The organism is Kitasatospora sp. NPDC018619 (assembly GCF_044391605.1).
Taxonomy (GTDB): Bacteria; Actinomycetota; Actinomycetes; order Streptomycetales; family Streptomycetaceae; genus Kitasatospora.
The window spans coordinates 285,337-304,724 of sequence record NZ_JBISAI010000003.1 but is presented as its reverse complement, the minus strand read 5'-3'; the positions used below and the strand labels follow the sequence as shown (position 1 = coordinate 304,724).

Annotated in this window: 20 protein-coding genes; 4 read left to right on the top strand and 16 right to left on the bottom strand. The window is 74.3% G+C overall.

Annotated features, from left to right (window positions below; translation table 11 throughout):
• Window positions 1-86: 86 nt before the first annotated feature.
• Together groL and groES are read right to left on the bottom strand one after the other, a co-directional pair.
• Window positions 87-1,715, bottom strand: a complete 1,629-nt coding sequence (gene groL / locus ACH5AR_RS06450; RefSeq protein WP_396300221.1) for a chaperonin GroEL — start codon at window positions 1,713-1,715, stop codon at window positions 87-89.
• 116 nt (window positions 1,716-1,831) lie between these two features.
• Entirely contained in the window at window positions 1,832-2,137 is a 306-nt protein-coding gene (gene groES / locus ACH5AR_RS06445; RefSeq protein ID WP_014136232.1) for a co-chaperone GroES, read from the bottom strand.
• A 265-nt stretch (window positions 2,138-2,402) separates the two neighbouring features.
• Between groES and ACH5AR_RS06440 the strand changes: the two genes are divergently transcribed.
• Together ACH5AR_RS06440 and ACH5AR_RS06435 are read left to right on the top strand one after the other, a co-directional pair.
• Entirely contained in the window at window positions 2,403-2,810 is a 408-nt protein-coding gene (locus ACH5AR_RS06440; protein ID WP_396300220.1) for a hypothetical protein, read from the top strand.
• Between the two features lie 52 nt (window positions 2,811-2,862).
• Window positions 2,863-4,038 (top strand): methyltransferase domain-containing protein, encoded by a 1,176-nt coding sequence (locus ACH5AR_RS06435; RefSeq protein ID WP_396300219.1) that lies wholly within the window; start codon window positions 2,863-2,865, stop codon window positions 4,036-4,038.
• 26 nt (window positions 4,039-4,064) lie between these two features.
• On the opposite strand, the gene ACH5AR_RS06430 is transcribed toward ACH5AR_RS06435, so the two are convergent.
• The 5 genes from ACH5AR_RS06430 to tsaB all read right to left on the bottom strand — a co-directional run bounded on the left by ACH5AR_RS06430 (window position 4,065) and on the right by tsaB (window position 7,563).
• Window positions 4,065-4,973, bottom strand: coding sequence for a polysaccharide deacetylase family protein (locus tag ACH5AR_RS06430; protein ID WP_396300218.1), 909 nt, complete (start codon window positions 4,971-4,973; stop codon window positions 4,065-4,067).
• Window positions 4,974-5,053: 80 nt separating this feature from the next.
• The gene (locus tag ACH5AR_RS06425) at window positions 5,054-5,314 is read right to left on the bottom strand and encodes a hypothetical protein (protein ID WP_396300217.1); all 261 of its coding nucleotides are present in this window, start codon (window positions 5,312-5,314) and stop codon (window positions 5,054-5,056) included.
• Window positions 5,311-6,402, bottom strand: a complete 1,092-nt coding sequence (gene tsaD, locus ACH5AR_RS06420; RefSeq protein WP_396300216.1) for a tRNA (adenosine(37)-N6)-threonylcarbamoyltransferase complex transferase subunit TsaD — start codon at window positions 6,400-6,402, stop codon at window positions 5,311-5,313. The genes ACH5AR_RS06425 and tsaD overlap by 4 nt, the downstream gene beginning before the upstream one ends.
• Window positions 6,395-6,883, bottom strand: coding sequence for a ribosomal protein S18-alanine N-acetyltransferase (gene rimI / locus ACH5AR_RS06415; protein ID WP_396300367.1), 489 nt, complete (start codon window positions 6,881-6,883; stop codon window positions 6,395-6,397). Before rimI ends, tsaD begins: the two co-directional genes overlap by 8 nt.
• 23 nt (window positions 6,884-6,906) lie before the next feature.
• Window positions 6,907-7,563, bottom strand: a complete 657-nt coding sequence (tsaB, locus tag ACH5AR_RS06410) for a tRNA (adenosine(37)-N6)-threonylcarbamoyltransferase complex dimerization subunit type 1 TsaB (protein ID WP_396300215.1) — start codon at window positions 7,561-7,563, stop codon at window positions 6,907-6,909.
• A 153-nt stretch (window positions 7,564-7,716) separates the two neighbouring features.
• Between tsaB and ACH5AR_RS06405 the strand changes: the two genes are divergently transcribed.
• The gene (locus tag ACH5AR_RS06405; RefSeq protein ID WP_396300366.1) at window positions 7,717-8,283 is read left to right on the top strand and encodes a hypothetical protein; all 567 of its coding nucleotides are present in this window, start codon (window positions 7,717-7,719) and stop codon (window positions 8,281-8,283) included.
• Between the two features lie 55 nt (window positions 8,284-8,338).
• On the opposite strand, the gene ACH5AR_RS06400 is transcribed toward ACH5AR_RS06405, so the two are convergent.
• The 6 genes from ACH5AR_RS06400 to glmS all read right to left on the bottom strand — a co-directional run bounded on the left by ACH5AR_RS06400 (window position 8,339) and on the right by glmS (window position 15,604).
• Window positions 8,339-8,554: a hypothetical protein gene (locus ACH5AR_RS06400; RefSeq protein WP_396300214.1), complete on the bottom strand. Its 216-nt coding sequence runs from the start codon at window positions 8,552-8,554 to the stop codon at window positions 8,339-8,341.
• A 169-nt stretch (window positions 8,555-8,723) separates the two neighbouring features.
• Window positions 8,724-9,221 (bottom strand): tRNA (adenosine(37)-N6)-threonylcarbamoyltransferase complex ATPase subunit type 1 TsaE, encoded by a 498-nt coding sequence (gene tsaE / locus ACH5AR_RS06395; protein WP_396300213.1) that lies wholly within the window; start codon window positions 9,219-9,221, stop codon window positions 8,724-8,726.
• An 85-nt stretch (window positions 9,222-9,306) separates the two neighbouring features.
• The gene (locus ACH5AR_RS06390) at window positions 9,307-10,569 is read right to left on the bottom strand and encodes an alpha/beta fold hydrolase (protein ID WP_396300212.1); all 1,263 of its coding nucleotides are present in this window, start codon (window positions 10,567-10,569) and stop codon (window positions 9,307-9,309) included.
• On the bottom strand, window positions 10,566-11,765 hold the full coding sequence (alr, locus tag ACH5AR_RS06385) for an alanine racemase (protein WP_396300211.1): 1,200 nt from the start codon (window positions 11,763-11,765) through the stop codon (window positions 10,566-10,568). Before alr ends, ACH5AR_RS06390 begins: the two co-directional genes overlap by 4 nt.
• A 185-nt stretch (window positions 11,766-11,950) precedes the next feature.
• The gene (locus ACH5AR_RS06380) at window positions 11,951-13,426 is read right to left on the bottom strand and encodes an NAD(P)H-hydrate dehydratase (RefSeq protein WP_396300210.1); all 1,476 of its coding nucleotides are present in this window, start codon (window positions 13,424-13,426) and stop codon (window positions 11,951-11,953) included.
• A 321-nt stretch (window positions 13,427-13,747) separates the two neighbouring features.
• On the bottom strand, window positions 13,748-15,604 hold the full coding sequence (gene glmS, locus ACH5AR_RS06375) for a glutamine--fructose-6-phosphate transaminase (isomerizing) (protein ID WP_396300209.1): 1,857 nt from the start codon (window positions 15,602-15,604) through the stop codon (window positions 13,748-13,750).
• A 99-nt stretch (window positions 15,605-15,703) separates the two neighbouring features.
• Here glmS and coaA point away from each other — a divergent pair, with 99 nt between their 5' ends.
• Entirely contained in the window at window positions 15,704-16,699 is a 996-nt protein-coding gene (coaA, locus tag ACH5AR_RS06370) for a type I pantothenate kinase (protein ID WP_396300208.1), read from the top strand.
• A 90-nt stretch (window positions 16,700-16,789) separates the two neighbouring features.
• Here the strand turns inward: coaA and glmM are convergent, their stop codons facing one another.
• The 3 genes from glmM to rplM all read right to left on the bottom strand — a co-directional run bounded on the left by glmM (window position 16,790) and on the right by rplM (window position 19,313).
• Window positions 16,790-18,154 carry a phosphoglucosamine mutase gene (glmM, locus tag ACH5AR_RS06365; RefSeq protein ID WP_396300207.1) on the bottom strand — a complete coding sequence of 455 codons (1,365 nt, stop codon included), beginning with the start codon at window positions 18,152-18,154 and terminating at the stop codon, window positions 16,790-16,792.
• A 166-nt stretch (window positions 18,155-18,320) separates the two neighbouring features.
• Window positions 18,321-18,824 carry a 30S ribosomal protein S9 gene (gene rpsI, locus ACH5AR_RS06360; protein WP_396300206.1) on the bottom strand — a complete coding sequence of 168 codons (504 nt, stop codon included), beginning with the start codon at window positions 18,822-18,824 and terminating at the stop codon, window positions 18,321-18,323.
• Between the two features lie 45 nt (window positions 18,825-18,869).
• The gene (rplM, locus tag ACH5AR_RS06355; RefSeq protein WP_030055846.1) at window positions 18,870-19,313 is read right to left on the bottom strand and encodes a 50S ribosomal protein L13; all 444 of its coding nucleotides are present in this window, start codon (window positions 19,311-19,313) and stop codon (window positions 18,870-18,872) included.
• Window positions 19,314-19,388 lie beyond the last annotated feature (75 nt).

Sequence of the window (19,388 nt, the reverse complement as noted above, 5' to 3'; positions counted from 1 at the left end):
TTGAAGCATGAAGCGGCGAACGCCGGAGGCCCGGCCCGCCTCCCCTCGCGGGGAGCGGACCGGGCCTCCGGTCAGGCGTCGGAGCCTCAGTGCGAGTGGCCGTGGCCGTGCGAGTGGCCGGCGCTGTCCGCCTCCTCCTCCTTCTTCTCCACCACGAGGGTCTCGGTGGTGAGGAGCAGGGAGGCGATCGAGGCGGCGTTCTCCAGGGCGGAGCGGGTGACCTTGACCGGGTCGATGACGCCGGCCTTCACCAGGTCGCCGTACTCGCCGGTGGCGGCGTTGTAGCCCTGGCCGTTCTCCAGCTCGGCGACCTTGGAGGTGATGACGTAGCCCTCCAGGCCGGCGTTCTGGGCGATCCAGCGCAGCGGCTCGTGCAGCGCCTTGCGGACCACGGCGACACCGGTGGCCTCGTCGCCCGACAGGCCCAGGCCGTCCTCCAGCACCTTGGCGGCGTGGACCAGGGAGGCGCCGCCACCGGCGACGATGCCCTCCTCGACCGCGGCGCGGGTCGCCGAGATGGCGTCCTCCAGGCGGTGCTTGCGCTCCTTCAGCTCCACCTCGGTGGCGGCGCCGACCTTGATGACGCAGACGCCGCCGGCCAGCTTGGCCAGGCGCTCCTGCAGCTTCTCGCGGTCCCAGTCGGAGTCGGTCGCGGCGATCTCGCCCTTGATCTGGGCGACGCGGCCGGCGACGGCCTCGGCGTCACCGGCGCCGTCGACGACCGTGGTCTCGTCCTTGGTGATGGTCACGCGGCGGGCGGTGCCCAGCACGTCCAGGCCGACCTGGTCGAGCTTGAGGCCGACCTCCTCGGAGATGACCTGGCCACCGGTCAGGACGGCCAGGTCGCCGAGGATCGCCTTGCGGCGGTCGCCGAAGCCCGGGGCCTTGACGGCGACGGCGTTGAAGGTGCCGCGGATCTTGTTCACGACCAGGGTCGACAGCGCCTCGCCGTCGACGTCCTCGGCGATGATCAGCAGCGGCTTGGAGCCACCGCCCTGGAGGATCTTCTCCAGCAGCGGCAGCAGCTCCTGGATCGACGAGATCTTGCCCTGGTTGATCAGGATGTACGGGTCCTCCAGGACCGCCTCCTGACGCTCCGCGTCGGTGACGAAGTACGGCGACAGGTAGCCCTTGTCGAACTGCATGCCCTCGGTGAAGTCCAGCTCCACGCCGAAGGTGTTCGACTCCTCGACGGTGATGACACCGTCCTTGCCGACCTTGTCGATCGCCTCGGCGATCAGCTCGCCGACCTGGGTGTCCTGCGCGGAGAGGGACGCGACGGCGGCGACGTCGTCCTTGCCCTCGATCTCGCGGGCGACGGACAGCAGGTGCTCGGAGACGGCGGCGACGGCCTTGTCGATGCCCTTCTTCAGGGCGGCCGGGCCGGCACCGGCGGCGACGTTGCGCAGACCCTCGTTGACCAGGGCCTGGGCCAGCACGGTGGCGGTGGTGGTGCCGTCACCCGCGACGTCGTTGGTCTTGGTGGCGACCTCCTTGACGAGCTGCGCGCCAAGGTTCTCGTACGGGTCGTCCAGCTCGACCTCGCGGGCGATGGTGACACCGTCGTTGGTGATGGTCGGGGCGCCGAACTTCTTGTCGATGACGACGTTGCGGCCCTTGGGGCCGATGGTCACCTTGACGGTGTCGGCCAGCTTGTTGACACCGCGCTCCAGCGAGCGGCGGGCGTCCTCGTCGAACTGCAGGATCTTCGCCATGTTCCCTATTCCCTCGGGGCTGCGGCCGGCCGACCGGCCGCCGATCTACGTGAACCAACAACCACGCCCCGGGCCCCTGTCACTTGGGACACGGATCCGGGGCGGGGCGGGACGTCTTACTTCTCGATGATCGCGAGGACGTCGCGGGCCGAGAGCACCAGGTACTCCTCGCCCTGGTACTTCACCTCGGTGCCGCCGTACTTCGAGTACAGGACGATGTCACCCACGGCGACGTCGAGCGGCAGACGCTGGCCGTCCTCGAAGCGGCCCGGGCCGACGGCCAGGACGACGCCCTCCTGGGGCTTCTCCTTGGCGGTGTCCGGGATAACCAGGCCGGAGGCCGTGGTGGTCTCGGCGTCGAGCGGCTGGACCACGATGCGGTCCTCGAGCGGCTTGATGGCAACCTTGCTGCTGGTGGTCACGTCCGAGCTCCCCTTCGGAGATTACGGGGTTTTCTAACGGGTAGGGGCGAACCTGCGGGCCTGCCGTCGCGGGGGTCAGGCACGCGTTGCCGCGTTAGCACTCACCCGGTGGGGAGTGCCAAGGACGACCATAGGGCCGTGTTAGCACTCAGTCAACCAGAGTGCCAACGACGCGCCCTCGGGGCCCCGGCTCGACGCCGAGCAGCCGTACCCGTGTGCGGCGAACCCGTGTACGACGGCCCCGCGAGCGGGCAGACTCCTCGCCATGACCTCCGCCCCGGTGCCCACCGGCCCGCCCCGGCCCGGGGCCGCCGCTCCCGCGCTCCCGCCCGCCCCGCCCCGGCGGGCGAGGGAGAACGGGCCGCCCGCGCGGCCGCGGATCAACCGGGCGCCGGACCTGCTGCTCGCCGCGGTGGTGCTCGCCGCGGCCGTGCCGGTGACGCTGGTCGGCTCGGTGCTGCTCGGCACGCTGAAGCTCTTCACCTTCTACGGCCCCTGGTCGGTGGCGCTGGACGTGCTCGGCGTCGCGGTCGCGCTGACGCTGCTCGGGCTGGCCGCCTGGGGCGCCTGGCGGCTCGGGTACCGGCTGACGCCGTACGCCGCGGTGGCGGCGGCGCCGCTGGTATCGGTGGCGCTCTGGCTGAACGCCGACGCCCCCGTCATCGGCCGCTGAGCCCGCGGGCGCCGCGGCCCCGCCCGCCCGGCCGAGCGGCGAGAATGGCCCCGTGGACACCGAGAACCTCCAGCCGCTGCTGACGCCCGAGGGCCAGGCCCTGCTCGCCGAGTTGCGCGAGTTCACCCCCGAGGAGGAGCTCGCGCTGGCGACCCGCCTGCGGCGGGAGCACCCGGCGGAGCTGGTGTCGGCCGCGTTCGGGCAGGCCCGGCTGCGGCAGCGGGCGCGGGCGAAGTTCGGCGCCGACGCCGACCTGATGTACTTCACGCCCAACGGGGTCGAGCAGTCCACCCGGCGCAGCGTGGCCGAGTGGCGCGCCCGGCGGTTCGCCGCCCTGGGCGTCCGGCGGCTGGCGGACCTCTGCTGCGGCATCGGCGGGGACGTGCTGGCGCTGGCCCGGGCCGGCATCGAGGTGCTGGCCGTCGACCGGGACCCGGCGGCCTGCGCCGCCACCGCGGCCAACGCCGCCGCGCTGGGCCTGGCCCACCTGGTCGAGGTGCGCTGCGCGGACGTCGCCGACGTGGACGTCGCCGGCTACGACGCGGTGTTCACCGACCCGGCCCGGCGCACCTCGCGCGGCCGGGTGTTCGACCCGGAGGCGTACGCCCCGCCGCTCTCCTGGGCGGTCGAGGCCGGCCGGCGGACCCCGGTCGGCGCGCTGAAGGTCGCCCCGGGCGTCCCGCACGAGGCGGTCCCCGGGGACGCCGAGGCCGAGTGGGTCTCCGACCACGGCGACGTCAAGGAGGCGGTGCTCTGGTTCGGGACGGGGGCCGCGGGCCCGCACCGCGCCACCCTGCTGCCGCTGGGCGCCAGCCTGACCGGCGGCGACCTGCCCGACCCGCCGGCCGGCCCGGTCGGGCGCTACCTGTACGAGCCGGACGGCGCGGTGATCCGGGCCCACCTGGTGGCCGAGGTGGCCGGGCAGGTGGGCGGCCGGCTGATCGACCCGAAGATCGCCTACCTGACCTCGGACCGGCTGGTCGCCACCCCGTACGCGCACGCCTTCGAGCTCACCGACGTGCTGCCGTTCCACATCAGGAAGCTGAAGGCGCTGCTGCGCGAGCGGGCGGTGGGCACGGTGGTGATCAAGAAGCGCGGGATGGCGATCACCCCGGAGGAGCTGCGCCGCCAGCTCAAGCCCTCCGGGCCGAACTCCGTCACGGTGATCCTCAGCCGCACCGACCACGGGCCGCTGATGATGCTGGGGCAGCCGGTCACGGCCTCCTAGCGGGCCCGGGGAGGCGCCTGCCGGCGTCAGGAGGCGGGCGCCTGGATGTAGTCCTCCAGCCGGGCCACCGAGAAGCCCTGCTCCTGGATGCGGGCCAGCAGGTCGCCGAACATCTGGGTCATCGTGGCGCCCTTGAGCTCCTTGGGGCCGCGGAAGTGCGCCAGGACGATGTCGCCGGGCCTCAGCTTCTTGTCCGCCGCCTGGTACTGCATGTCGTGGATCTGCATCGACTCGCGCCACAGCACGATCGCGCGCGGCCCGCACTGCTGGACCGAGGTGTTGAGCGTCGCGGTGTTGGCGCCGTCGCCGAACGGCGGACGGAACAGCAGCGGGGCGGTGCCGTACTGCTGGGTGAGCGCGGACTGGGCGTCGCAGATCTCGGACTTCTGCTTCTCCGCCGGGATCTTGCTCATCACCGGGTGGTCCACGGTGTGGTTCTGGACGTGGTTGCCCAGCGCCTGGAGCGGCTTGAAGTAGCCGTAGTCGTTCTTGACGATGTCCCGGGTCAGGAACATCGAGATCGGCACCTTGAGGTCGGTCAGCATCTCGACGAACTTCGGGTCCTTCTCGGCGCCGTCGTCGATGGTGATGAAGACGACCTTGTCGCTGGTCTTCACCTCGCTGAACACCGGCACCGGGCCGGTCCGTTCGAGCTTGACCGGCTTGTCGGCGGGCGGCGCCGGGGCGGGCGCGAGCGGGGTGAGGCCCCACTTGGCCCAGGCCGCCGCGTCCGCGCCCGCCGGGGCGCCGGCGGCCGACGGGGTCGCGGCCGCACTGGTCGGCGCGGCGCCGGTCGGCCGGGGCGCGGGCGCCGCGGTGGCGGCGGGCGCGGCGCTTCCACCGCCCCCGTTGTCGCCGCAGGCGGTGGCGAAGGCCAGCAGGGCCAGCGCTCCCGCCGCGTACGTCCTGGTCCTGCTCCGCCCGTCCCTGATCACCGCTGCGCGCTCCCGGTTCCCGTCCAGCCTTCTCTCGGCTATGCACGGTACCGACCGCCGCGGCGGTTCCCGGCCTCGGGCTACTCGACGTGTTCGCTGGTGAAGGACCAGCGGTGCACCGGGCGGCCGAGCAGCTCGGCCGGCGGGTCGGCGACCGGCACCGGCTCGCCGTTCCACCAGGTGATCAGCAGCACCCGCTCGCCCGGGGCGGAGAGCAGTTCCAGGCGGTCGAGACCGGCCGAGCCGCGGACCGCGGGCAGCACCGACTCCCGCACCCAGGCGGCGAGTTCGGCCCCACGGCCGGCCGCGGCCCGGGCCTCCCACATGGCGGCGACGGTCATGCCGTGCCACCGCCGAGGGCCTGGTAGGCCTGGCCGTGGACGTCGGTGTGCGGCACGTGCACCTCGGTCACCGGCAGCGAGGAGTCCGCCGACAGGTCGAAGGCGGACGGCGCGCGGTCGCGCCAGACCATCTCGGAGCCCAGCGCCGCGACCATCGCGCCGTTGTCGGTGCACAGGCCCGGCCGGGGCACCCGCAGCCGGATGCCGGCCCGGTCGCAGCGCTGCTGGGCCATCTCGCGCAGCCGCGAGTTGGCCGCCACGCCGCCGCCGATCATCAGGTGGTCGACGCCGTTGTCCTTGCACGCCTTGACGGCCTTGCGGGTGAGCACGTCGGTGACGGCCTCCTGGAAGGACGCCGCCACGTCGGCGACCGGCACCTCCTCGCCGGCCCGGCGCCGGGCCTCCACCCAGCGGGCGACGGCGGTCTTCAGGCCGGAGAAGGAGAAGTCGTACTCCGGGTCGTTCCGGCCGGTCAGGCCGCGCGGGAAGGCGATCGCCTGCGGGTCGCCCTCGCGGGCCGTGCGGTCGACGACCGGGCCGCCGGGGAAGCCGAGGCCGAGCACCCGGGCGACCTTGTCGAAGGCCTCGCCGGCCGCGTCGTCGATGGTCGCGCCGAGCGGGCGGACGTCGCTGGTGATGTCCTCGCTGAGCAGCAGCGAGGAGTGCCCGCCGGAGACCAGCAGGGCCATCGTCGGCGAGGGCAGCCGGCCGTGCTCCAGCTGGTCGACGCAGATGTGCGAGGCGAGGTGGTTGACCCCGTAGAGCGGCTTGTCCAGCGCCCAGGCGTACGCCTTCGCGGCGCTGACACCGACCAGCAGCGCCCCGGCCAGGCCGGGGCCGGCGGTCACGGCGATGCCGTCCAGGTCGCTCGCCTTGACCCCGGCGGTGTCCAGGGCGCGCTGGATGGTCGGGACCATCGCCTCCAGGTGCGCCCGGCTGGCGATCTCCGGGACGACGCCGCCGAAGCGGGCGTGGTCGTTGACGCTGGAGGCGACCGCGTCGGCCAGCAGCGTCGTGCCGCGCACGATGCCGACGCCGGTCTCGTCGCAGGAGGTCTCGATGCCGAGGACGAGCGGTTCGTCAGCCATGGCGGGTGTCCTCAATGTCCTTCGGTTCGGTGCTGTCCGTACTCGGGTGGTCGAGGCGCATCACCAGCGCGTCGACGTTGGCGGGCTGGTAGTAGCCGCGCCGGATGCCCACCGGTTCGAAGCCGTGGCGCTCGTAGAGCCGCTGGGCGCGCGGGTTGTCCACCCGCACCTCCAGCAGGAGCTCGGCGCACTCGCGCCGGGCGGCCTCCCGGATCAGGTCGGTGAGCAGCGCCGTGCCGAGGCCGGCGCCCTGGTGGCGCCCGTCGACGGCGATGGTCTGGACGTCCCCCTCGCCGGCGACGGCCATCAGTCCGGCGTAGCCGACGACCGTGCCGTCCGGGGCGGTCGCGACGGTGTAGTGGCGGGTGCCGCCGGGGTGGGTCTCGGCGAGCTCGGACCAGAACATCCCGGCGGACCAGGCGTCCTCGGGGAAGAGCCGCAGCTCCAGTTCCAGCACCGGCTCGATGTCCCACCAGCGCATCGGGCGCAGGGTGGTGCCGTGGTTCACGCCGGGAGCACCGCCTTGTAGCCCGCCGGGACCTGGGCGTCCGGGCGGCGCAGGTACAGCGGGACGTTCGGCAGCAGCTCGCGCCCGGCGGCCAGCTCGGCGGCGGCGAAGCCGGCCAGGGCGCCGGCCGAGACGTGCTCGGGGCCGCACGCCCCCGGGAAGGCGTCGGGGTAGAGCAGCGCGCCGGCGCCGACGGAGCGCTCCTGCGGGGCCAGCGCGGCCGGGCGCTCGACGCCGGGGCCCTCGGTGCGGCGGCCCTCGGCGTCGTACGAGGCCCAGTAGACCTCCTTGCGGCGCGCGTCGGTGGCGACCGTGAACGGCTGCCCGGCCAGGCCCTCGGCGCGGGCCTGGAAGGCGATCGCGTCCAGGGTGCAGACGCCGTGCACCGGCAGCCCGAGGGCGTGGCCGAGCGCCGCGGCGGTCACCAGGCCGACCCGCAGGCCGGTGTACGGGCCGGGGCCGACGCCGACCGCGATGCCGGTCAGCCGGTGCTTGTCCACGCCGGCGGCCCGCAGCACCCCGTCGATGGCGGGCAACAGCAGTTCGCCGTGCCGCCTGGCGTCGACCTGGTGGGTCTCGGCGAGGACGGCCGTGCCGTCGTGGACGGCGGCGGTGACGGCGGGGGTAGCGGTGTCGAACGCGAGCAGCAGCACGGGTCAAGGTTAGACCGAGGTTGGGCCGACCGGCCGATCGGCAGGGCGTACGACCGGGGAACACACGTCCGGCCGCTGCGACCCGCGCGGATGAACCTGGCACGATGGGGCCGTACGTAAAGGGACGGCGGCGGGAGCGGCGACGTGGCGAAGATGGGTCCTGGAGTGGTGGTCACGGGGTTGACCCTGGGGGCCCTGGCGGTGGTGAGCCTGCTGGCCTTCCAGGCCAACGGCGCCCAGGACCGGGCCGGCGGCCCCAGGCCCACCGCCACCACCACGGCGACCGGCACGGCCACCGCCGCGGCGCCGACCGCCTCGGCCACCCCGACCGTCCCCGCCCTGCCGGGCAACTCCGGCACCGGACTCCGGGTCGTCTACTCGATCGGCAACCACTACGTCTGGCTGGTCGACCCGAAGAAGAGCCCGCAGGTCTCGGCCGCCTTCCCGGTCACCCCGGGCTCGGTGGAGCCGGCGCCGGGCAACTACGCGGTGTCCAGCCGCACCCCGAGCACCACCGGGACGGACGGCAAGCAGGTCGAGCACGTGGTGCGCTTCGCCCAGCTGAACGGCGTGGTGTTCGGCTTCAGCGCGGCGGTGGACGGCGCGACGGCGACCACCGATCCGAGCGTCAAGACCGGCGGCATCCGCAGCGGCCGCGCCGAGGGGCAGCTGCTCTGGGACTTCGCGCCCAAGGAGACCAGGGTGGTCGTGGTCCCCTGATCCGTACCGGCCGTGGCGGCCCGGGTGCTCCGGGCGGCCACGGGCCGGGCAGGCCTCAGGCGGCCCGGGGCGTCAGCGCCTCGGGCCGTTCGTCGTGTCCGGGCCGTTCTTCCTCGTGTCCGGGCCGCGGTTCCGGCGGGGTGGACACCGCCGCGGCGGCCGCGCAGGCGGCCAGCAGCGCCCGCATCGGCTCTCCCGGAGCACGGCGGGCGGGCTCTCCGGCCCCGGCGGCGGGGACCGCGCGCTGCGGGGCGGGGGTGGTGCTCGACATGGCGCCTCCCTAGTTAGGCAGACCTAACCGCAGCACCCATCCCACCACGCCCGGCACCCCCGCCGCAACATCTTGCCGACACTCTGTCGGAACGATGTCGGCGGCGGCTCGCCACAGGCGCGGCCCCGGACCGCCGCCGACCGCGGCCGCCCGGCAGCGGCGCCCTCGGCTACCCGAGCGCCGCCAGCGCCACGTTCGCCCAGCGCGGGCCGATGCCGGTCAGCTCCACCCGGCGCGGGTCCTGGTCGTCCCCCTCGGCGGTGCCGCCGATGGCGCGCTCGATCCGGACCTCCAGCCGGTCCTCGGACAGCCGCTCGACCTTGCCCTCGCCCCACTCGACCACGACCACCGACTCGGGCAGCGAGACGTCCAGGTCGAGGTCCTCCATCTCGTCCAGGTCCCCGCCCAGCCGGTACGCGTCCACGTGCACCAGCGCCGGGCCGCCGACCAGCGAGGGGTGCACCCGGGCGATCACGAAGGTCGGCGAGGTCACCGCCCCGCGGACGCCCAGCCCCTCCCCCAGCCCCCGGGTCAGCGTGGTCTTCCCCGCCCCCAGCTCGCCGGAGAGCAGCACCAGGTCACCCGGCCGCAGCAGCGCGGCCAGCTCCCGGCCGAGCCGGCCCATCCGCTCCGGGGTGGGGACGGTGAGAGTGGCGTGCGAGCCCATGCGCGTGTCTTGCCCTTCGATCCGTACCGGCGCACCGACCGCCGGGCGCCACCGCTACGGTGCCACATCGGCGGGCACCCGGGGCTCACACGGGGTCGACGACGCCCTCCGCGCCCCGCTCCCCGGCGGCGGCCAGGTCGAGGACGGCCGCGGGCAGCGGCGCGGCCCCGGCGAAACCGGCCGCCCGGCGCAGCAGCCGGGCCAGCTCGTGGTCGACCAGCTCCGGGCGCTCCAGCATCACCAGGTGCCCGGCGCCCTCGACCAGGACCAGCTCCGCGCCGGGCAGCCGCTCGGCCATCGCCTCGCTGTGCGACGAGGGCGTCAGCAGGTCCTTCGTGCCGGCCAGCACCAGTGCGGGCAGGCCGCGCAGGGCGGCCAGCGCCTCGTACTTCTCGTGCGCGCCGAACACCGGGTAGAACTCGGCGACCACGTCGATCGGCGTGGCGTCCAGCAGCTGCTCGGCGAAGCGCAGCACGCCCGGGTCGACGTCCCGGCCGCCGAAGGAGAACCTCCGGTAGAACACGGCGGCCACCTCCGAACCCAGCCGCCTGGTCGCCTCCACCAGGTCGACCTGGCGGCCCAGCAGCTTCACCACCCCCGGCGCGACCCTCCTGAACAGCTTCGCGCCGGCCTTCGGGAGGCCGAGGCTGACGTCGTTCCAGCCCCCGGCGAGGGTGCCGACCAGCGCCACCCCGGCGACGCGCTCGCGGAACAGCTCCGGGCGCTGGTCGGCCAGCGCCATCACCGTCATGCCGCCCATCGAGTGGCCGACCAGCACCAGCGGCCCGGTCGGGGCGACGGCGTCGACCACCGCCCCGAGGTCGCCGCCCAGCTGGTCGATGCCGGCCGGCTCGCCCGCCAGGAACGAGCGGGAGCGCTCGGAGCGCCCGTGGCTGCGCTGGTCCCAGAAGACCAGCCGCAGGCCCTCGCGCAGCGCGGCGCGCTGGAAGTGCCAGCTGTCCTGGTTGAGGCAGTAGCCGTGGCAGAACACCACGGTCAGCGGCTCGGCACCGTCGGCCGTCCGGCCGTCGTCCGGCGCGTCCCAGCCGGTGCCGTCCAGTTCGACGTACAGCTCGGTGCCGTCCGGTGCGGTCACCGTGCTCGGCCGGCCGCGCAGCGAGCCGTACGGGGCGTTCGCGTCCAGCTCGGCCCGGGCCCGGCGGCGGGTCGCCCGGCCGACGGTCAGCCGCTCTATCGCGACGCCCGCGGCCGCCCCGGCCGCCAGCACGCCGACCGAGATCCCGATCACGCCCGCCCGGCTCACCCCGCGCGCGGCGTCGGCCGCCTTGGCGACGGCCGCGACCGGACCGGCCGCGACCGGACCGCCCGCGGCCGGGGAGTCGGTCATGCCGACGCACCCCCGGCGTGGCTGCCGCCCACGTGGCGGCGGGGCACCCGGGCGCCGATCCGGGTGACGATCTCGTACGAGATGGTGCCGCAGGCGCGGGCCCAGTCCTCGGCGGTGGGCTCGCCGCGCTCGCCGTTGCCGAACAGCAGCACCTCGTCGCCGATCGCCGGGGTGTCGCCGCCGAGGTCCACCACGAACTGGTCCATCGCGACCCGCCCGGCCACCGTGCGCCACTTGCCGTCGACCAGCACCGGGCCGGTGCCGCTGGCGTGCCGGGGGATGCCGTCGCCGTAGCCGACGGGCACCAGGCCCAGGGTGGTCGCGCCCGGCGTCGTGTAGTGGTGGCCGTAGCTGACCCCGTGCCCGCCGGGGACGTGCTTGACCAGCGCCAGCCGCGCGGTCAGCGCCATCACCGGGCGCAGCCCGAAGTCGGCCGGCGAGCCCACCTCGGGCACCGGCGACAGCCCGTACGCGGCCAGGCCGGTGCGGACCAGGTCGAAGTGCGACTCGGGCAGCAGCAGGGCGGCCGGGGAGTTCGCCAGGTGCCGGACCTCGGGGCGCAGCCCGGCGGCCTCGGCCGCGGCCAGCGCGGTCCGGTAGGAGTCCAGCTGGGCGCGGATCGACGGGTGGCCCGGCTCGTCCGCCGCGGCGAAGTGCGACCAGACGCCGACGACCTTCAGCAGCCCCTGCGCCTCGGCCCGGCGGGCGGCGGCCACCAGCTGCGGCCAGTCGTGCGGCTGGCAGCCGTTGCGGCCGAGGCCGGTGTCGGCCTTCAGGTGCACCCGGGCCGGGATGCCGGTCTCGCGCACGGCGGGCAGCAGCTCGTCCAGCGCCCACTGGCCGCTGACCGAGATGTCCAGGTCCGCGCGCAGCGCCTCGCGCCACGGCCCGCCCGGCGTCCACAGCCAGCACAGGACGCGGGCCTGCTCGGGGCGGATGCCCGCGGCCCGCAGCGCCAGCGCCTCGTCCGGCGTCGCGCAGCCGAGCCAGCCGACGCCGTTCGCGACCGCCTCGCGGGCGCACTCGACCGCGCCGTGGCCGTAGGCGTCCGCCTTGACCGCGAGCATCACGGCCGCGCTGCCGACGCGCTCGCGCAGGGCGGCGAGGTTGCCGCGCAGGGCGGCGAGATCGATGGTCGCCTCGGCCCGTGCGCCGTCGGTGAGGGTGGCCGTGCCGGTCGTGTTCGCAGTTGTCATCAGGGTCAGTCTCCCAGACGTCCCGGAGTCCTCGCCGAACGGCCCGTCGGCGCGGCGGCCGACGCCCGGGCCGCGCGCACCGCGCCGACCTGCGGCGAACCGCTCGTCATCCCTGGTACGGACGCGTCCGACGGGCCGTCCGGTTCCGCTTCCCGGCCCCTGCGCCGCCCCGGGCCGGCCCCCGGTCAGTCGGCCCGCACCGCCCGCCACACCGCCGGGAGCGCCCCGGCCACCGCGAGCGCCGTCGTCGGCGCGCCCGGGGCGCCCGCGGCCTCGCGGCCGGCCAGGCCGTGCAGGTAGGCGGCCGCCGACGCGGCGTCCAGCGGGGAGAGGCCGGCCGCGAGGAGCGAGCCCGCCAGTCCGGCCAGGACGTCGCCGCTGCCGGCGGTGGCCAGCCAGGACGTCCCGGTGGGGTTCACCCGGACGTCCCCGCCCGGGTCGGCGACCACCGTGGTGGAGCCCTTCAGCAGCACCGTCGCGCGGTAGCCGGCCGCCAGCCGGCGGGCGGTGGCCAGCCGGGCCGCGGCCAGGTCGGCGGCGGCCGGCGGCGCGCCGCCCTCGGCGCCCGCGAGCAGCCGGGCGGCCTCGCCGGTGTGCGGGGTGAGCAGGGTGGGCGCGGTGCGGCCGGCCAGCGCGTCCGGGCCGAGCCGGCCCAGCTCGGTCAGCCCGTCCGCGTCCACCAGCACCGGGACGTCGCCCGCCAGCGCCTCGGTCAGCGCCTGCCGCGCGCCCTCGCCGCCGCCCGGCCCGACCACCCAGGCCTGCACCCGCCCGGCCCCGGCCGGCCCGCCCTCGGTGACCAGCGCCTCCGGGAAGCGCCGCACCACCTCCTCGGCCGCCGTGCCGACGTACCGGACGGCGCCCGCGCCGCCGTGCAGCGCCCCGGCCACCGCGAGCAGCGCCGCCCCCGGGTAGGTCGCCGAGCCGGCCGCCACCCCGACCACCCCGCGCCGGTACTTGTCGCTCTCCGTGTCCGGCACCGGCAGCAGCGCCGCCACGTCCGCGTGCTGGAGCGCCGTCACCCGCGGCCGGGGCAGCTCCAGCCCGAGGCCGACCAGCTGCACGGCGCCCGCGTAGGACGCCCCCGGGTCGACCAGCAGCCCGGGCTTGTACGTGCCGAAGCAGACCGTGACGTCCGCGCGCAGCGCCACGCCCGGCACCTCGCCGGTGTCCGCGTCCACCCCGCTCGGCAGGTCCACCGCCACCACCGTCCCGGACCGCCCGGCCCGCGCGTACGGCACCGCCTCGGGGCGCAGCCCGCCCCGGCCGCCGATGCCGACGATGCCGTCCAGCACCAGGTCCGCGCGCGAGAAGTCGGCCAGGCCGACTTCCTGCTCCACCGTCACCCGTCCGCGGGCGGCCCGCAGTGCGGCCAGCCCGCCTCCGTGCGCCTTGTCCGGCGCCAGCAGTACCGCCGTCACCCGCGCCCCGCGCCGGGCCAGCGCGGCCCCCGCGTACAGGGCGTCACCCCCGTTGTCCCCGCTGCCCGCGAGCACCGTCACCCGGCTGCCGTACACCCGCCCCCGGCGCCCGGTCAGCAGCCGCGCGCAGGTCGCGGCCAGGCCGGCGGCCGCCCGCTGCATCAGCGCGCCCTCCGGCAGCCGCGCCATCAGCGCGGCCTCGGCGGCCCGGACGGTGTCCACAGGGTGTGCATGGCGCATGGGGAGAACTCCTTCGGCAGTCGGCCGGTACCGGGCCCGGGCGCACTTTCGGGTGACCCCTACGACGGTCCCCCGCCCACACCCGGCTGTACGCCTACGGTGCCACCCGTGGACACCCTTCAGTCGTTCCCGAGGCTGCGCGTCCCCGCAGGATCGAACTCCTCCGGGCGGGCAGGAGAGCACCGTGACCCCTCGTCAGGGCGGGGAGCACGAGCGCGTCGTCGCCCGGTCCGCCCGTACCGCGGCACGGGAGGCAGCCGAAGGGCTCGACACGGCGCCCCTGCGGTAGGACGCAGCCACCGCAGGGGCACCGCGCCGTCGCTACTCGACGGTGACCGACTTGGCCAGGTTGCGCGGCTGGTCCACCTCGTGGCCCTTGGCCGTGGCCAGCTCGCAGGCGAAGACCTGCAGCGGGACGGTGGAGACCAGCGGCTGCAGCAGGGTCGGGGTGGCCGGGATGCGGATCAGGTGGTCCGCGTACGGGACGACGGCCTCGTCGCCCTCCTCGGCGATCACGATCGTGCGGGCACCGCGGGCCCGGATCTCCTGGATGTTGGAGACGATCTTGTCGTGCAGGATCGACCGGCCGCGCGGCGAGGGCACGACCACCACGACCGGCAGCCCCTCCTCGATCAGCGCGATCGGGCCGTGCTTGAGCTCGCCCGCCGCGAAGCCCTCGGCGTGCATGTACGCCAGCTCCTTGAGCTTGAGCGCGCCCTCCAGGGCCACCGGGAAGCCGACGTGGCGCCCGAGGAACAGCACCGAGCGGGCGTCGGCCAGCGAGCGGGCCAGCTCGCGCACCGGCTCCATGGTCTCCAGGACCTGCTCGACCTGCTTCGGCGCGTCGCCGAGCTCCTTGATGACGGCGAAGATCTCGTCGCCCCACTTGGTGCCGCGGACCTGGCCCAGGTACAGGGCGACGAGGTAGCAGGCGACCAGCTGGGTCAGGAACGCCTTGGTGGAGGCGACGGCGACCTCCGGACCGGCGTGGGTGTACAGCACCGCGTCCGACTCGCGCGGGATGGTGGAGCCGTTGGTGTTGCAGATCGCCAGCACCTTGGCACCCTGCTCGCGGGCGTGCCGCAGGGCCATCAGGGTGTCCATGGTCTCGCCGGACTGCGAGATCGCGATGACCAGCGTGCCCGGGCCCATGATCGGGTCGCGGTAGCGGAACTCGGAGGCGACCTCGACCTCGCAGGGGATGCGGGTCCAGTGCTCGATCGCGTACTTGGCGATCATGCCCGCGTGGAAGGCCGTGCCGCAGGCCACGATGACGACCTTGTCGACCGAGCGCAGGTCGGCGTCGGAGATCCGCAGCTCGTCGAGGGTCAGCCGGCCGTCGGTGCCGATCCGGCCGAGCAGGGTGTCGGCGACGGCCTTCGGCTGCTCGGCGATCTCCTTGAGCATGAAGTAGTCGTAGCCGCCCTTCTCGGCGGCCGAGGCGTCCCAGTCGACGTGGTACTCGCGCACGTCGGCCGGGGTGCCGTCGAAGTTCGTGACGGTCACGCCCTCCCTGCGCAGCTCGACGACCTGGTCCTGGCCCAGCTCGACCGCCTCGCGGGTGTGGGCGATGAAGGCGGCGACGTCCGAGGCGAGGAAGTTCTCGCCCTCGCCGCGGCCGACCACCAGCGGCGAGTTGCGGCGGGCGCCGACCACCACGTCCGGCGCGTCCGCGTGCACGGCGACGAGGGTGAAGGCGCCCTCCAGCTGACGGCAGACCACCCGCATGGCCTCGGCGAGGTCACCCGCGTAGGCCTCGCCCAGCAGGTGGGCGACGACCTCGGTGTCGGTCTCGGAGCGCAGCGTGTGGCCGCGCTCGGCGATCTCGGCGCGCAGCTGCGCGAAGTTCTCGATGATGCCGTTGTGCACCACCGCGACCCGCTGGTGGTCGTCCAGGTGGGGGTGGGCATTGGCGTCCGTCGGGCCGCCGTGGGTGGCCCAGCGGGTGTGGCCGATGCCGGTGGTGCCGCCGGGCAGAGGGGACTCGGCGAGCGACTTCTCCAGGTTGGCGAGCTTGCCCGCCCGCTTGTCGGTGGCCAGGCTCCACTGCCCCTGGGAGTCCTGGACCTGCACCGCGACACCGGCCGAGTCGTAGCCCCGGTACTCCAGTCGCTGCAAGCCTGCGATGACGACGTCAAGGGCGGACTGACCGCCCACATATCCAACAATTCCGCACATGCGTGCCAGCATAAGGGCGGTTCTGTGGCCGTTTTCCCGCCGCGCGGGAACACTGCGTGACCGACACCACAGCCACCGTGAACGCCGCTACCGCTCACAATGGAGCATGTGCTGACCGAACTCTGTACGCGGGGCGCCCCCGCGCCCGGCCCGTCCCCGTCGCCCTACGTGGACCTCAGCCGGGCCGAGTGGAGCGCGCTGCGCGAGCGTACGCCGATGCCGCTGACCGCCGAGGAGGTGGAACGGCTGCGCGGGCTCGGCACCGCCCTCGACCTGGACGAGGTGCGCGACGTCTACCTGCCGCTGTCGCGCCTGCTGAACCTCTACATCCACGCCACGCACGAGCTGCGCGGCACGCTGGGCACCTTCCTGGACACCCCGGACACCGAGCGCACCCGCACCCCGTTCATCATCGGCGTGGCCGGCTCCGTCGCGGTCGGCAAGTCCACCACGGCCCGCCTGCTCCAGGCGCTGCTCGCCCGCTGGCCCGAGCACCCCCGGGTCGAGCTGGTCACCACCGACGGCTTCCTGCTCCCCAACGCGGAGCTGCGCCGGCGCGGCCTGATGGCCCGCAAGGGCTTCCCGGAGTCGTACGACCGCCGGGCGCTGATGCGCTTCGTCGCGGACGTGAAGGCCGGCAAGGAGCGGGTCAGCGCGCCGGTCTACTCGCACCTGGTGTACGACATCGTGCAGGGCGAGCGGCTGACGGTGGAGCGCCCGGACATCCTGATCGTCGAAGGCCTGAACGTGCTCCAGCCGGCCCTGCCCGGCACCGACGGCCGCACCCGCCTCGCGGTGGCCGACTACTTCGACTTCTCGATCTACGTCGACGCCCGGACCGACGACATCGAGCACTGGTACCTGGACCGCTTCCGCAAGCTGCGGCAGACCGCCTTCCAGGACCCGAACTCCTACTTCCGCCGCTTCACCGAGGTGCCGGAGGAGGAGGCGATGGAGTACGGCCGGCAGGTCTGGCGCACCATCAACAAGCCCAACCTGCTGGAGAACGTGCTGCCGACCCGCGGCCGGGCCACCCTGGTCCTCCAGAAGGGCGCGGACCACAAGGTCCGCCGGGCGCTGCTGCGCAAGCTCTGAGCGCGCCGACCGCCGCACGGCGCCGGGCGAGCGCCCGCACGACGGCGAAGGGCCCCCGCGCGCCGCGGGGGCCCTTCGCCGTCCCCGGGGTCAGCCCAGGTGGGTGCGCACCGCCTCGGCCAGCCGCTGCCCGACCGTCTCGGCCTGTGCCGGGTCGGCGGCCTCGACCATCACCCGGACCAGCGGCTCGGTGCCCGACGGGCGCAGCAGCACCCGGCCGGTGGAGCCCAGCTCCGCCTCGGCCTCGGCGACCGCGGCGGCCAGCTCGGTGCTGGTCCGCACCCGGGACTTGTCGACGCCCTTGACGTTGATCAGCACCTGCGGCAGCCGGGTCATCACGGCGGCGAGGTCGGCCAGCGGCTGCTTGGTGGCGGCCAGCCGGGCGCCCAGCATCAGCCCGGTCAGGGTGCCGTCACCGGTGGTGGCGTGGTCCAGCAGGATCACGTGGCCGGACTGCTCGCCGCCCAGCGCGAAGCCGTGCTCCTTCATCGCCTCCAGCACGTAGCGGTCGCCGACGGCGGTCTCCACCAGCTCGATGCCCTCGCGCTGCATCGCCAGCTTGAAGCCCAGGTTGGACATCACGGTGGCCACCGCGGTGTTGCCGCGCAGGGTGCCGGCCTCCTTCATGGCGACCGCGAGGATGGCGATGATCTGGTCGCCGTCCACCTCGTTGCCCTCGGCGTCGGCGGCCAGGCAGCGGTCGGCGTCGCCGTCCAGGGCGATGCCCAGGTCGGCCCGGTGCTCCTTCATCGCGGCGCGCAGCCGGTCCAGGTGGGTGGAGCCGACGCCGTCGTTGATGTTGAGGCCGGTGGGCTCGGCCCCCAGGGTGTGGACCACCTCGGCGCCGGCCCGGGCGAAGGCCTCGGGGGCGACGTAGGCGGCCGCGCCGTGGGCGCCGTCGATGACGACCCTGATGCCGTCCAGGCGGTTGGGCAGCACGCCGATCAGGTGGGCGACGTACTTGTCGAAGCCCTCGGTGTACTCGCGCACCCGGCCGACGGCCGCGCCGGTCGGACGGTTCCAGTCCTCGTCGCCCAGCGTGTGCTTGCGGTAGTGGGTCTCGATCGCGTCCTCGATGCGGTCGTCCAGCTTGTGGCCGCCGCGGGCGAGGAACTTGATGCCGTTGTCCGGCATGGCGTTGTGGCTGGCGGACAGCATCACGCCGAAGTCGGCGCCGAGCGCGCCGGTGAGGTACGCCACGGCCGGGGTGGGCAGCACGCCGACCCGCAGGACGTCGACGCCGGCGCTCGCCAGGCCGGCGATGACGGCGGCCTCCAGGAACTCGCCCGAGGCGCGCGGGTCACGGCCGACCACCGCGACCGGCCGGTGGCCGTCGAAGGCGCCGGCCTCGCCGAGCACATGGGCCGCCGCGACCGACAGGCCGAGCGCCAGCTCCGCCGTCAGGCCCTCGTTGGCCACCCCGCGCACGCCGTCCGTACCGAAGAGTCGTCCCACTGTCCCGTTCCTCCATCACCACTGCTCGGAACCCAACCGATGATCCCGGCCGCCGCACAGTAGCCGGGGAACACGTCGCCCCGGAGTACACGAGGTACTCCGGGGCGACGGTTTCGCACATCCAGGGGGTGCGCCGCCAGGGCGGAGCGCACCCCCGGGGAGGCGATTAGCGCTTGCTGTACTGCGGCGCCTTGCGGGCCTTCTTCAGACCGGCCTTCTTGCGCTCGACGGCGCGGGCGTCACGGGTCAGGAAGCCGGCCTTCTTGAGGGCGCCGCGGTTGTTGTCCACGTCCGCCTCGTTCAGGGCACGGGCGACACCGAGGCGCAGCGCGTAGGCCTGGCCGGAGACGCCGCCACCGCTGATGCGGGCGACGACGTCGTAACGGCCGTCCAGCTCAAGGAGCTTGAAGGGCTCGTTCACGGTCTGCTGGTGCACCTTGTTCGGGAAGTAGTCCTCGAGGGTGCGACCGTTGATCTTCCACTGGCCGGTGCCGGGGACGATGCGCACGCGGGCGATCGCCTCCTTGCGGCGGCCCAGGCCCGCGCCCGGAACGGCCTCGCCGAAGCGGCCGGCCAGGGACTCGGAGGTGTAGCTCTCCTCGGAGGTGTACTCGCCCTCGACGACGTTCTCGTCGAAGTCGACCTCAAGGGTTTCAGTGGTCTCGGCCACGGTGTTCCTCAGCTCTTTTCAGTGTTGGGGGGCTTGGTGGCCGAATTACTGCGCGACCTGGGTGATCTCGAACGGCACCGGCTGCTGGGCAGCGTGGGGGTGCTGGTCGCCCGAGTAGACCTTCAGCTTCGAGAGCATCTGACGGCCCAGGCTGTTCTTGGGGATCATGCCCTTGATGGCCTTCTCGACGGCCTTCTCCGGGTTGTTCGCCAGCAGGTCGTCGTAGCGCACCGAGCGCAGACCGCCCGGGAAGCCCGAGTGGCGGTAGGCCAGCTTCTGGGTCTTCTTGTTGCCGGACAGGTGCACCTTGTCGGCGTTGATGATGATGACGAAGTCACCAGTGTCAACGTGCGGCGCGTAGATCGCCTTGTGCTTGCCCCGGAGGAGGTTGGCGGCCTGGGAGGCCAGGCGGCCGAGCACGACGTCGGTCGCGTCGATGACGTGCCACTGACGCTGGACGTCGCCGGGCTTGGGGCTGTACGTACGCACGGTCGTAGCCTTCGCTTTTCAGTGAGTGAGTCCTGACAGGAGCACCCGGACGGAAGAGCAGCCTGATCCCCCTTG